At 75.0% G+C, this 11847-nt stretch carries 15 protein-coding genes; 6 read left to right on the top strand and 9 right to left on the bottom strand.

All coding sequences use genetic code 11. The annotated features are described in order from the left end of the window. Nucleotides 1–8 precede the first annotated feature (8 nt). Together PGN05_RS19585 and PGN05_RS19590 are read right to left on the bottom strand one after the other, a co-directional pair. Complete coding sequence (locus PGN05_RS19585; protein WP_419754246.1) at nucleotides 9–854, bottom strand: tyrosine-protein phosphatase; 846 nt, start codon at nucleotides 852–854, stop codon at nucleotides 9–11. Next, on the bottom strand, nucleotides 851–1777 hold the full coding sequence (locus PGN05_RS19590; protein ID WP_419754247.1) for a 3-methyladenine DNA glycosylase: 927 nt from the start codon (nucleotides 1775–1777) through the stop codon (nucleotides 851–853). The genes PGN05_RS19585 and PGN05_RS19590 overlap by 4 nt, the downstream gene beginning before the upstream one ends. Before the next feature lie 105 nt (nucleotides 1778–1882). Here PGN05_RS19590 and PGN05_RS19595 point away from each other — a divergent pair, with 105 nt between their 5' ends. Beyond that, entirely contained in the window at nucleotides 1883–2047 is a 165-nt protein-coding gene (locus tag PGN05_RS19595) for a hypothetical protein (RefSeq protein WP_419754248.1), read from the top strand. A gap of 15 nt (nucleotides 2048–2062) precedes the next feature. Here the strand turns inward: PGN05_RS19595 and PGN05_RS19600 are convergent, their stop codons facing one another. Next, nucleotides 2063–2836, bottom strand: a complete 774-nt coding sequence (locus PGN05_RS19600; RefSeq protein ID WP_419754249.1) for a 3-hydroxybutyrate dehydrogenase — start codon at nucleotides 2834–2836, stop codon at nucleotides 2063–2065. A gap of 70 nt (nucleotides 2837–2906) precedes the next feature. On the opposite strand from PGN05_RS19600, the gene PGN05_RS19605 reads away from it, so the two are divergent. The 5 genes from PGN05_RS19605 (at nucleotide 2907) to PGN05_RS19625 (ending at nucleotide 8093) form a co-directional block, all read left to right on the top strand. After that, on the top strand, nucleotides 2907–4268 hold the full coding sequence (locus PGN05_RS19605; protein WP_419754250.1) for an MFS transporter: 1362 nt from the start codon (nucleotides 2907–2909) through the stop codon (nucleotides 4266–4268). Between the two features lie 169 nt (nucleotides 4269–4437). Next, nucleotides 4438–5397 (top strand): ABC transporter ATP-binding protein, encoded by a 960-nt coding sequence (locus PGN05_RS19610; protein WP_419754251.1) that lies wholly within the window; start codon nucleotides 4438–4440, stop codon nucleotides 5395–5397. Nucleotides 5398–5440: 43 nt separating this feature from the next. After that, nucleotides 5441–6241 carry an ABC transporter permease gene (locus PGN05_RS19615; RefSeq protein ID WP_419754252.1) on the top strand — a complete coding sequence of 267 codons (801 nt, stop codon included), beginning with the start codon at nucleotides 5441–5443 and terminating at the stop codon, nucleotides 6239–6241. Nucleotides 6242–6288: 47 nt separating this feature from the next. Next, nucleotides 6289–7491, top strand: coding sequence for a sensor histidine kinase (locus PGN05_RS19620; protein WP_419754253.1), 1203 nt, complete (start codon nucleotides 6289–6291; stop codon nucleotides 7489–7491). Beyond that, a complete protein-coding gene (locus PGN05_RS19625; protein WP_419754254.1) occupies nucleotides 7488–8093 on the top strand; it encodes a response regulator in 606 nt (201 codons plus the stop codon). Before PGN05_RS19620 ends, PGN05_RS19625 begins: the two co-directional genes overlap by 4 nt. A 69-nt stretch (nucleotides 8094–8162) precedes the next feature. Here PGN05_RS19625 and PGN05_RS19630 read toward each other — a convergent pair whose 3' ends face one another. The 6 genes from PGN05_RS19630 to PGN05_RS19655 form a co-directional block, all read right to left on the bottom strand. Continuing rightward, nucleotides 8163–8354: a hypothetical protein gene (locus PGN05_RS19630; protein ID WP_419754255.1), complete on the bottom strand. Its 192-nt coding sequence runs from the start codon at nucleotides 8352–8354 to the stop codon at nucleotides 8163–8165. Next, nucleotides 8351–8602 (bottom strand): hypothetical protein, encoded by a 252-nt coding sequence (locus PGN05_RS19635; protein ID WP_419754256.1) that lies wholly within the window; start codon nucleotides 8600–8602, stop codon nucleotides 8351–8353. Before PGN05_RS19635 ends, PGN05_RS19630 begins: the two co-directional genes overlap by 4 nt. Nucleotides 8603–8774: 172 nt before the next feature. Further along, a complete protein-coding gene (locus PGN05_RS19640; protein ID WP_419754257.1) occupies nucleotides 8775–10619 on the bottom strand; it encodes an acyl-CoA dehydrogenase in 1845 nt (614 codons plus the stop codon). Nucleotides 10620–10783: 164 nt separating this feature from the next. Next, complete coding sequence (locus tag PGN05_RS19645; protein WP_419754258.1) at nucleotides 10784–11152, bottom strand: LapA family protein; 369 nt, start codon at nucleotides 11150–11152, stop codon at nucleotides 10784–10786. A 37-nt stretch (nucleotides 11153–11189) separates the two neighbouring features. Beyond that, nucleotides 11190–11351, bottom strand: coding sequence for a hypothetical protein (locus PGN05_RS19650; protein ID WP_419754291.1), 162 nt, complete (start codon nucleotides 11349–11351; stop codon nucleotides 11190–11192). Between the two features lie 46 nt (nucleotides 11352–11397). Next, nucleotides 11398–11823, bottom strand: coding sequence for a hypothetical protein (locus PGN05_RS19655; RefSeq protein WP_419754259.1), 426 nt, complete (start codon nucleotides 11821–11823; stop codon nucleotides 11398–11400). Nucleotides 11824–11847: the final 24 nt, after the last annotated feature.

Genomic DNA, 11847 nt, shown 5'->3' on the forward strand with positions numbered 1-11847 from the left:
GGCCTCCGTCAGTCCCGGAGGCGGGCCCGCAGCGCGGCCTGCTCGCGGGGGCCGAAGCCGTGCTCGGTCAGCCAGCCCAGTGGGCCGCCGTGCCGCTCGTCGAGCAACGCCAGCAGCCGGTCCATCGTCTCCGCGCGCGGGGTGTGCAGGGCGACGTCGCGCCGCTCCATGTCCTCGGCGTACGTGGGTGAGGCCGCCAGCTTGGCGACCAGCGCGTCGATGACCTCGGCGGTCAGGGCATAGTCGGCGACGATCTCCTCGTGCGGCACGCCGGCCACCGCGAGGGACAGCATGACCACCACGCCGGTGCGGTCCTTGCCGGCCGCGCAGTGCACCACCGAGGCGCCGTCGGACACCGCCGTCAGCGCGCGGAGGGCGCCGAGCACGTTGTCGGGCCGGTGCGCGAGGTACCCGAGGTAGGAGCGCACGGCCGGGGGCTCGTCCTCGTCGCTCTCGGCCACCTGCCGGGGGAGCAGCGACTCGGCCCAGTCCTGCGGCAGCTCGGGGACGTCGGCCTCCTCGACGGCGAAGACGTCGGTGTGGTGCCCGCGCTCGGGCAGCAGGCTGAAGTGCCGGTGGGTGACCTCGGGGACGGCGCGCAGGGGACCGCGACCCTCCAGGAGCACCTCCGCGGTGGTGCGCAGGTCGATGACCTCCCGCAGCCGCGCGTCGCCGATCAGCCACCGGACGTCGTCCTCGCTCAGCGTCTGGAGGTTGTCGCTGCGCAGGATCCGGCCGGGCTGCGTCGTCCCGCCGTCGGAGGTGGGCAGCCCGCCCAGGTCGCGGGTGTTGGTCGTCCCGTCCAGTCGCAGCCAGCGGTCGGTGCGCAGGTCCTCCCTGCCGGTCGAGCTCACACCCCGACGGTACGACCCGCTGCCGACGTCCCGGCGTCGGTGTCCCGGCCGCCGAGCAGCGCCCCGGTGACGTCGAGCAGCCGTGCCCGCAGGGCCGCGCCCCGCTCGGCGAAGCCGCGCTGGGCGGCGGCGTACTCGGTCCGGCCCGCGGGCGTCTCGATCGGCACGGGCGCCCGGCCGAGGTCGCGCAGGTCGTAGGGCGAGGCCCGCATGTCCAGCTCGCGGACGTCGCGGGCGAGGGCGAAGCAGTCCAGCAGCAGCTCGCCGGGGACGGCGGGACCCAGCTTGGCGGCCCACTTGTAGAGGTCCATGGTCGCGTGCAGGCAGCCCGGCTGCTCCAGGTCGGGCTGGGTGGCGCGCGTGGGCTGCACCCGGTTGAGGCCGACGGCGGCCGGGGTGAAGAAGCGGAAGGCGTCGAAGTGGGTGCAGCGGACGGGGGCCGCCTCGACCACCGCGTCGGTGCCGGCCTGCCCGAGTCGCAGCGGCAGCGGGTGCCGGTGCTCGCCCTGCCGGTAGACCATCGCCCACTCGTGCAGGCCGAAGCAGCCGGTGAACGCCGGCCGCGCGGCGGTCGCCGCCAGCAGGCGGTGGACGAAGGCGACGGTGTCGCCGCGGTCGGCCAGGAACGCGGCGGGGTCCAGGCCGACCGCGCCGTCCTCGGCCGTCGCGTACCAGCGCCGGCCGGCGTGCGGGGCGGGGCCGTCCGCGGCCGCCTCGAGCACGGTCCCGGCCCCCGGGTGCCAGCGCCGCAGGACGGCGGGCCGGGTCGAGTAGTACTCGTAGAGGAAGTCCTCGACCGGGTGCGCCTCGCCGCGGACGCGGCGCGCGCGGTGCCCGGCGGTGAGCGCGTCGGCCCGCGCCTCGTGGGCCGACGTCCGCGCTGTCCACTCGTGCGGGGGCAGGCGGAGGGGCTCGGGACGCACCGGTCCAGGGTAGGAGCGCCGCCGCCCGCGCCGTCTCCCGGACGAGCCCGCCCGGCGAGCCCTTGGGCCCTGTGCGGGTGGCCGACCCGCGCGCAGCATCGGGTCATGGCGACCAGGCCAGTGCGCTGCCGGCTCGGCTTCCACGCCTACGTGCGCCGGCACCCCGTCGACGAGCGGCCCGAGGGGCCCGACCACCAGGTGTGCCGGCTCTGCGGCCGGCAGCGGCACCTCACGACCGACGGCGTCCCGCCCGGCTTCGTCGGCGGCTGAGGACGGGGTCCTCTCTCAGTGGGCGCTCCAGCCGCCGTCCATCACCAGTGAGCTGCCGGTGATCGAGGCCGCGGCCGGCGAGCAGAGGTAGGCGACCGCCTCGGCGACCTCCTCCGGCTCGATCAGCCGCTTGACCGCCGCCGGCGCGAGCATGACCTGCTCCACGACCTCGTCCTCCGACAGGCCGTGCGCCCGCGCCTGGTCGGCGATCTGGCCCTCGACCAGGGGCGTGCGGACGTAGGCCGGGTTCACGCAGTTCGACGTCACCCCGTGCGGCGCCCCCTCCAGCGCGACCACCTTCGAGAACCCCTCCAGCCCGTGCTTGGCGCTCACGTAGGCGCTCTTGAAGGCCGAGGCGCGGATCCCGTGCACCGAGCTGACGTTCACGATGCGCCCCCAGCCGCGGCCGTACATGTGCGGCAGCGCGCCCCGGACCAGCCGGAACGGCGCCTCCAGCATCAGCCGGAGGATGAGCGAGAAGCGGTCCACCGGGAACTCGTGCACCGGTGCCACGTGCTGCAGGCCCGCGTTGTTGACCAGGACGTCGACGTCGAGGTCCAGCGCGTCGAGGGCGTCGAGGTCGGTGAGGTCGACTGCGACCGCGCTGCCCCCCACCGACTCCGCGACGTCCTGCGCCGCGTTCCCGTCCCGGTCTAGCACCACGATCGACGCGCCCGCGTCGGCCAGCCGGAGCGCGCAGGCGCGGCCGATGCCCGACGCCCCTCCGGTGATCAGTGCCCGTCGTCCCGCCAGCACGCCCTCGTCGCCCATGCCGACACCGTCGCACACCGCTCGGATGGTGAGCCACGTCACCCGGCCCTAGCGTCGGCGGCAGAGCACATCACCAAGGGAGGCCACCTTGTCCGCACCAGCGCAGTCCGGCGCGCGCTTCGGCCGTGTCGTGGGCGCCAGCATCATCGGCACGACCGTGGAGTGGTACGACTTCTTCCTCTACGGCTCGGCGGCCGCGCTCGTGTTCGGCCCGCTGTTCTTCCCCGAGCAGGACGACTTCGTCGGCGTCCTCGCCGCCTTCGCCACCTACGCCGTGGGCTTCTTCGCCCGCCCGGTCGGCGCGCTGGTCTTCGGCCACTTCGGCGACCGCCTCGGCCGCAAGAAGCTGCTGGTCATCTCCCTGATGATGATGGGGTCGGCGACCTTCCTCATCGGCCTGCTGCCCACCTATGACAGCGTCGGCGTGCTCGCGCCGGTCCTGCTCATCGCCCTGCGCCTGATCCAGGGCTTCGCCCTCGGTGGCGAGTGGGGTGGTGCGGTGCTCATCGTCTCGGAGCACGGCAAGCCCGAGCACCGCGGCTTCTGGGCCTCGTGGCCGCAGGCCGGGGCGCCCGCGGGCAACCTGCTGGCCACCGGCGTGCTGGCGCTCCTGGCCACCTTCCAGTCCGACGCCCAGTTCGAGGCCTGGGGCTGGCGGATCCCGTTCCTGCTGTCGGCGGTGCTGATCATCGTCGGGCTCTGGGTGCGGCTGAGCGTGAGCGAGTCGCCGGTCTTCCTCGAGGCCCAGCGGGAGGCCGAGGCCAAGGCGGCCCAGAGCGGGGTGGCCGAGGCGGCGCCGATCGTCACGGTGCTCACCCGCTACAAGCGCGAGGTGCTCACCGCCATGGGGGCGCGGATCGCGGAGAACGTCTCCTTCTACCTGCTGACCGCCTTCAGCCTCACGTACCTGACCAACGTCGGCGGCCTGGACTCGTCCTTCGCGCTCAACGCGGTGCTCATCGCCTCGGCGGTGCACCTGGTGACCATCCCGCTGTGGGGCGCGCTCTCCGACCGGATCGGCCGCAAGCCGGTCTACCTGTTCGGCGCCGCCGGCGTCGGCGTGTGGGCGTTCGCCTTCTTCGGGCTGCTCGACACGGGGAACTTCTTCCTGGCCGTCGTGGCGATCACCGTCGGGCTGCTGTTCCACGGTGCGATGTACGGGCCGCAGGCGGCGTTCTTCTCCGAGCTCTTCGGTACCAAGGCCCGGTACACCGGCGTCTCGGTCGGTGCCCAGCTGGCCTCCCTGGTGGCCGGCGCGCCCGCGCCGCTGATCGCGCTGGCGCTGCTGGGCAGCTTCGAGGACCCGAACGTCGTCGCCGTGGGGCTCTACATCGTCGTCTGCGCCGTGGTCACGCTCATCGCGGTCTGGTCCTACAGCGAGACGCGGACGCGGGACCTGGGCGAGGACAAGGCCGTCGTGGTGAAGGAGCGCCGTCCCACGTCGGTCTGAGGCAGCACCCACGGGCCGCCCATGACAGGTGTCACGGGCGGCCCGTGCCGTCGGCGCCGGAAGTCGTGAGAAGCGGCACCTGTGCCGGCGCCGGGGCGGCGGCAGCCTCGGAGGTGCGCCCGGGAGCACCGGCCGACCGCGGCCGGCGGGCGCACCGGAGGAGGTCCCCGTGCACCCGATCGACGTGCCCGCCCTGCAGCGCCCGACGCCGGAGCCGCCCGCCGTGGAGGTGGTCGACCTGCGCCGGCACTACGGCGCGTTCGAGGCCGTCCGCGGCATCTCCTTCGAGGTCGCACCGGGCGAGGTCCTGGCTCTGCTCGGGGTGAACGGCGCGGGCAAGACCTCGGCGCTGGAGGTCCTGGAGGGCCTGGCCGCCCCGTCCGGGGGCTCGGTGCGGGTGCTCGGCCGCGATCCGCAGCGCGAGCGGGCCGCCGTCCGGCGGCACCTCGGCGTGCTGCTGCAGTCCAGCGGGCTGCCCGGCGACCTCACCGTCGCCGAGACCGTGCGCACCTGGGCGCAGACGCTGACCGACCCGCGGCCGGTCGGCGAGGCGATGGAGATGGTCGGGCTCACCGGCCGCGCCGACGTCCGGGTGCGCAGCCTCTCCGGCGGCGAGCGCCGCCGGCTCGACCTGACCCTGGCGCTGCTCGGCCACCCCAGCGTGCTGGTCCTCGACGAGCCGACCACCGGACTGGACCCGGAGAGCCGGCGGACCGTGTGGGAGCTGGTCCGCGGCCTGGTGGACGACGGTGCCGCGGTGGTGCTGACCACACACCACCTGGAGGAGGCCGAGGAGCTGGCCGACCGGATCGCCGTCATGCGGGCCGGGCGGATCGTGCTCTCCGGCACCCGCGAGGAGATCGCCGCCACCCAGCCGGCCACCGTCACCTTCACCCTGGCCGACGACGCACCGGCGCTGCCGTCGCTGCCCGGGGTGCGGGCGCACCGCGGCCGACCGGACGTCGAGCTGCACACCCGCGCGTTGCAGCCGGCGCTCACCGCGCTCCTCACCTGGGCCGCCGCGCACCGGGTGGAGCTCACCGGCCTGCAGGCCCGCTCGGCCTCCCTGGAGCAGGCCTTCCTCGCCGTCGCCGACGGCGAGAACGCCGCCGAGTCCGCCGCCGCCTGACCTCGCGCTGCTCCCTGCACCAGCCCCCGACAGGAGACCCCCGATGACCACCCTGACCGCTGCCCCTGCCTCCCCGGGCGCCCGCCGCCGCGTGCGCGCCCTCGCCACCGCCGAGACCCGGCTGCTGCTGCGCAACCGGACCGCCGTCGTCAACTCCGTGCTCATGCCGCTGCTGCTGGTGGCGGCGACCCGCATGATCGGCCTGGACACCGCCGGCGGCCCCCAGCTCGTGGTGACCGCACTCGGCATCACGCTGGTCTTCTTGACCTACTACAACCTGGTCACCACCTACGTCGCGCGCCGCGAGGAGCTGGTGCTGCAGCGCATGCGCACCGGGGAGCTGACCGGGCCGGAGATCCTGCTCGCCACCGCCGTCCCGACGCTGCTCGTGACGGTCGCGCAGGTCGTGCTGGTCGCCGCGGGAGTGGCGGTCATCGGCGAGTGGACCGCCCCGGTGGACGTCGTCCTGCCACTCATCGCCCTCGTCGGCGGCGCCGCGCTCATGGTGGTGCTCGCCGCGGCCAGCACCTCGTTCACCCGCACCGCCGAGAGCGCGCAGATCACCACGCTGCCGCTGGTGCTCGTCGCGACGTCGCTGTCCGGGCTGTTCGTCCCGCTGTCGGCCTTCCCCGAAGCCCTCGCCGGGGTGCTGCGCTTCCTCCCGCTGGCCCCCGTCGTGGAGCTCGCCCAGCTGGGCCTGACCGGGCGCGCCTGGGACGGCCGGGCGGTGGACCTCGCCGGTGCCTGGTCCGAGGCGCTGGTGCCCCTCGCGGTGCTGGTCGCGTGGACCGTCGTCGGCGGCCTGGTGGCCGGCCGGGTGTTCCGCTGGGCGCCGCGCAGGTGAGCTCGAGGGACCCGGGCGGCGACGGCCGGTACGGCAGCATGGGCGCCGTGCCGACCGTCGCCCGCTGGTGGGAGAACCGCTCCGCGCCGCAGCGCATCGAGCTCTACACCCGCTGGTCGTTCTACGGCTGGCTGGCCATGACCCCGCTGCTGGGTGTCGGCGTGTACGGGTCCGCCGAGCGGTCGCCCGCACAGGCCGCCGGGACCCTCTTCCTGGCCGGCTCGGTCGCGGTGGCCGTCACGGCGGTGCTGCTGGCCCACGCCGGCTTCGCCGCGCACCGCGAGGGCCGCGGGCTGCCGCGTCGGCCGGCGCTCGCCGCGGCAGTCGCCGCCGTCGCCACGGCCGGCGTGGCCGTGCTGGCCTTCTCCGCCGACGCGCCCGACACCCCGGCTCTGGTGTGGGGCGTCGCCATGCCCCCCGCGATGGCGCTGACCGCGGCCTCCACCGTGTGGCCGACGGCGGTGCTCACCCGCGCCGGCTTCGGGATCGGCGGCGCGACCGGGATCGTCGCCGCGACCGTCGGCCCGCTGGCCGCCGCCGCCGTCCTCGCCGTCGTCATCGGCGCCACGGTCACCTTCCTGGCCGCGGCGTTCCGGTTCTCCGTGTGGGTGCTGGACGTCGTCCGCGAGATGGAGCGCAGCCGCGGGGTGCAGCTGCAGCTGGCGGTCGCCGAGGAGCGGCTGCGCTTCGCCCGCGACCTGCACGACGTCATGGGCCGCAACCTCTCGGCGATCGCGCTGAAGAGCCAGCTGGCCGCCGAGCTGGTGCGCCGCGGCCGGGACGGCGCCGCCGAGGAGCTGGCCGACATCAGCCGGGTGGCCGAGGAGAGCCTGCGCGAGGTGCGCGACGTCGTCCGGGGCTACCGCCGCACCGACCTGGCCGGGGAGCTCGCCGGCGCCCGGTCCGTGCTGCGCGCGGCCGGGGTGACGTGCACGGTGGAGGGCGAGGCGGCGGGCGAGGCGCTGCCCGAGCCGGTGCAGGAGGCGCTGGGCTGGGTGGTCCGCGAGGCGGTGACCAACGTGCTGCGGCACAGCCGGGCAACCTCGTGCACCGTCGCCCTGGCCGCCGTGGGCGGGGAGGCGGAGCTGCGGGTGACCAACGACGGGCTGGCCGGGACGCCGGGCCGCTGGGGGAGCGGGCTCACCGGGCTGGCCGAGCGGCTGGCGCACGCCGGCGGGCGGCTGTCGGCCCGGCCGGAGGGGGACCGCTTCGAGCTGACCGCGACCGTCCCGGCGCGGGTGCCGGCGTGATCCGGGTCCTGCTGGCCGACGACGAGAACCTCATCCGCTCGGCGCTGGCCGCGCTGCTGGCGCTGGAGGAGGACCTCGAGGTCGTCGCGCAGGCCGCCTCGGGCGCGGAGGCGCTGGCGATGGCCCGGGCGCACACCCCGGACGTCGCCGTCCTCGACCTGCAGATGCCCGACCGGGACGGCATCACGGTCGCCGGCGAGCTGGCATCGGCGGTGCCCGGCTGCGCGGTCGTCATCGTCACCGGCCACGGCCGGGCCGGGCACCTCAAGCGGGCCCTGGAGGCGGGGGTGCGCGGGTTCCTGCCCAAGACGGTGAGCGCGCCGGTGCTGACCGACGTCGTCCGGACCGTGCACCGCGGCGGGCGGTACGTCGACCCGGAGCTGGCCGCCGAGGCGATCAGCGCCGGGGACAGCCCGCTGACCCCACGCGAGGCCGACGTGCTGGAGCTGGCCGCCGGTGGTGCGCCGGTCGAGGAGATCGCCGCCCGCGCGCACCTGTCCCCGGGGACGGTGCGCAACCACCTGTCGGCCGCGGCCGCCAAGCTCGGCGCGCCCAACCGGCACGCCGCCGTGGAGGCCGCCCGCCGGCACGGCTGGATCTGAAGAAGGACCCCGTCCTCCCCGGCCTTCGCAGGCTCAGGCCGGGTCCCGGGACGGGGCCGAGGGGAGCCGTCAGGAGGCGGCGTTGCCCGGGCGGGCGGTGCCGTCGTCGCGCTGGGCCTCGTCGTCCGTGGTGAGGGTGGTGTCCTGCTCGCCGCCGTCGGCGCGGTCCTCGCCGGGGACGCCGTCGACCAGGTTGCTGCTGGTCGGCCCGTCGGCGGTGTCGGGGGACTCGCCGTAGCCGGTGGGGTCGGACTCGGTCATTCGGTACTACCTCCTGAGAGCGGTGTGGGACCCGACACCTCGCCCGACGCGCCGGCGCCCCGGGCGCGGGCGACGTCGCCGTCGGCCCGGGCGGGCAGGTCGTCGCCGTGGGCGGCGTCCTTCTCGAGGGCCTCCTCCCGGGTCAGCGGGACCTCGTCGAAACCGGAGCCGGTGCTGCTGTTGTCCCCGGTGCCCGAGGCGGTCGGGATGTCCTGCTGGATCCGGTCGCTGCCCTGCGGATCGGTCACGGGAGCCTCCTGGGGACGTCGTCGCGGGAACCCATGCCCGCTTCCCCGGTCCGGAAAACGACGACGGCCGCCGTCCCCGCAGGGACGACGGCCATCAGTGGTGAGAGCCGGGAACGGCCACCCTCCCGGGGCCCGCGCCGAGCCTGCGAGGCGTGGGAGGAGGGCGGTCCTTCTAGAAGGCGGACTCGTCGACCTCCATCAGCGCGTTGTCGGTGGTCTCGACCACGACCCGCTCGGCGGTCAGCCGCGGCAGCACCTGGGTGCAGAAGAACCGGGCGGCGGCGAGCTTGCCCTCGTAGAAGTGCCGGTCCCGCTCGCCGACCTCCCCGGCCAGTGCGGCCAGCGCGACCTCGGCCTGGCGGACGAGCAGCCAGGCGGTCACCAGGTCGCCGGTGGCCAGCAGCAGCCGGCTGGTGTTCTGGCCGACCTTGTACAGCGAGGTGACGTCCTCCTGCGCCGCGGCCAGGTGCCCGAACATCGCGGTCAGCATCCCCTGGACGTCGCCGAGGGCGGTGGCGAGCAGCGCACGCTCCTCCTTGAGCCGCCCGTTGCCGGCCTCGGCGTCGATCGTGGCCTGGATCTGCCCGGCCAGCCAGGTCAGCGCGACCCCGCCGTCCTTCACGATCTTGCGGAAGAAGAAGTCCTGCCCCTGGATCGCGGTCGTCCCCTCGTAGAGGGTGTCGATCTTGGAGTCGCGGATGTACTGCTCGATCGGGTAGTCCTGCAGGTACCCCGAACCCCCGAGGGTCTGCAGGGACTCGGCCGTGAGCAGCTGGGTGGCCCGCTCGGAGCCGAAGCCCTTCACCACCGGCAGCAGCAGGTCGTTGACGCGGGCGGCGAGGCGGGCCTCCTCGCTGTCCGCGGTGCCGGCGGCCTCGGCGGCGGTGACCCGGTCGCGGCAGCCCGCCGCGTACAGGTAGAGGGCCCGCATCCCCTCGGCGTAGGACTTCTGCAGCATCAGCGAGCGACGGACGTCGGGGTGGTGGGTGATCGTCACCCGCGGCGCGTCCTTCGACGGCGCGGTGAGGTCGGCGCCCTGGACGCGGTTCTTGGCGTAGTCGAGCGCGACCTGGTAGCCGGCCGACAGCGTGGCGATGGCCTTGGTGCCGACGAACATCCGGGCGTACTCGATGACCCGGAACATCTGCGCGATGCCGTCGTGCACGTCGCCGACCAGCCAGCCCCGGGCGGGCACCGGCCCGTCGCCGAAGGTGACCTCGCAGGTCGTGGAGACCTTGAGGCCCATCTTCTTCTCGACGTTGGTGACGTACACCCCGTTGCGCTCGCCGAGCTCCCCGGTCTCCAGGTCGACGTGGAACTTGGGCAGGACGAACAGCGACAGGCCCTTGGTGCCGGGGCCGGCGCCCTCGGGACGGGCCAGCACGAGATGGACGATGTTGTCGGACAGGTCGTGCTCGGCGGAGGTGATGAAGCGCTTCACGCCGGTGAGGTGCCAGGAGCCGTCGGGCTGCTGCACGGCCCGGGTGCGGCCGGCCCCGACGTCGGAACCCGCGTCGGGCTCGGTGAGCACCATCGTGGCGCCCCAGCCCCGCTCGATCATGAGCTCGGCGAGCCGCCTCTGCTCCGGGGTGCCCAGCTCGTGCAGGGTGGCGGCGAACGCCGGGCCCGAGCCGTACACGAACACCGCGGGGTTGGCGCCCAGGACCATCTCGAACGCCGCCCACGCCAGCGCGGCGGGCGCACCGAAGCCGCCGAGCTCCTCGGGCACGTCCAGCCGCCACCACTCGCCGTCGTGCATGGCGCGGTACGACCGCCGGAACGACTCGGGCAGGGTCACCTCGTGCGTGGCCGGGTCGAACACGGGCGGGTTGCGGTCGGCGTCGGTGAACGACGCCGCCAGCGGGCCCTCGGCCAGCCGGCGGATCTCGCTGAGCACGCCGCGCGCCGTCTCGGCGTCCACCTGGGCGAAGGGCCCGGTGCCGAAGAGGTCCTTGGTGTCGAGGAACTCGAAGAGGTTGAACTCGAGGTCCCGCAGGTTCGCGGTGTAGTGGCCCATGCCGTGGCTCCCGTGCTCCGTGCCGCTCAGCGGGCTCGTACCCGCCGGTAACAAACGGTATTACCGACGGGTAACCCGAGCAAGCACCCGCGGCGGGGACACCCTCGGGCGGGTCGGGACGGCGACGGGCCCGGGACCGCCAGGGTCCCGGGGGCGTCGAGGAGTCAGCGGGTGCGGCGGCGGGCGCGCAGCACGAGGCTGCTCAGCCAGCCCACGAGTGCGCCGAGGACGGCGGCGATGACCAGGGCCACCACCAGCGGGGCGTCGACGGTGCCGAACACCAGGCTCACGGCGACGGTCTGGGTGTTGAAGACGACGAACAGCACGAGCACGACGGTCACGAACAGCAGCAGCGCCAGCGCGAGGGATCGGCCGACCGTCCGGCCCGCCGCGCGCGCCGACGTCGTCGTCCGGCCGGCCGTCGGCGCGGGGGAGACACCGCCGGCGCCCGTCGTCCCGTCGCCGGGACCAGGTGCTCCGGAGGTGCCGGTGGGGGTGCCCAGGGGGTCGACGGGGGAGCCGGGAGACGTCACGCGTCGAGTCTGCTGCTCCCGGTCGGAGAGTGCACGGTCATCGGTGCGTGTCCGGCTCGCTCCCCGCCGGCGGCCAGCTCGGGCCGGCGATCCCGGAGGCGGGGCCCTCGGTGCCGCCCTGTGAGGCCGGGTCGCCCGGCGGGGCCTCCTCGGCGCCGAGGGGCTGCGCGTCGCGCTCGTCGGGCTCGGGCATCGTCACGCCCTCGAGTCTGCGGCCGCGGTGCCCGAGCCGCGCGCCGGCGTCCTCAGTCGTCGAGGACCGGGCCCGCCTCGTGGTGGGGGTGGCCGTGGGTGCGCTCGCGCTGCTTCATGCGGGCCTCGTACACGTGCCGGTCGCCGTCGGCGAGTTCGGTGCGGGCCCGCTCGTCGAAGGCGCGGAACACCGACCAGTAGTTCGCGTCGTAGTCCTCGACGATCTGGAACGTCCAGCGGTCGGCGATGACGTTGCGCCCGACGAGGTCGCGGTCGAGGTCGGCGGCCAGCTGCGTGTGCCCGGCCTTGCGGAGCAGCTCGACGGCGTCCTGCAGGAGCAGGTCGGCCTTGCCCGAGTGCTGGTGGAAGCCGTACAGCTGGCCGCGCGCCTGCTCGATGGTCTCCAGGGCCTCGGAGAGCTTGCCGAGGCCCTCCACGGTGGTGTCGTCGAGGTCGGGGCGACTGCGGTCGGTGCTCACCGCACCATCGTGCGGTGCCGGCCG

The organism is Geodermatophilus sp. CPCC 206100, assembly GCF_048569675.1.
In the GTDB taxonomy this organism is placed as follows: Bacteria; Actinomycetota; Actinomycetes; order Mycobacteriales; family Geodermatophilaceae; genus Geodermatophilus.

Coding starts and splice junctions, on each gene's coding strand:
- PGN05_RS19630 (WP_419754255.1), bottom strand. CDS start 8,354: ATGACCGAGTCCGACCCCACCGGCTACGGCGAGTCCCCCGACACCGCC.
- PGN05_RS19615 (WP_419754252.1), top strand. CDS start 5,441: ATGACCACCCTGACCGCTGCCCCTGCCTCCCCGGGCGCCCGCCGCCGC.
- PGN05_RS19640 (WP_419754257.1), bottom strand. CDS start 10,619: ATGGGCCACTACACCGCGAACCTGCGGGACCTCGAGTTCAACCTCTTC.
- PGN05_RS19595 (WP_419754248.1), top strand. CDS start 1,883: ATGGCGACCAGGCCAGTGCGCTGCCGGCTCGGCTTCCACGCCTACGTG.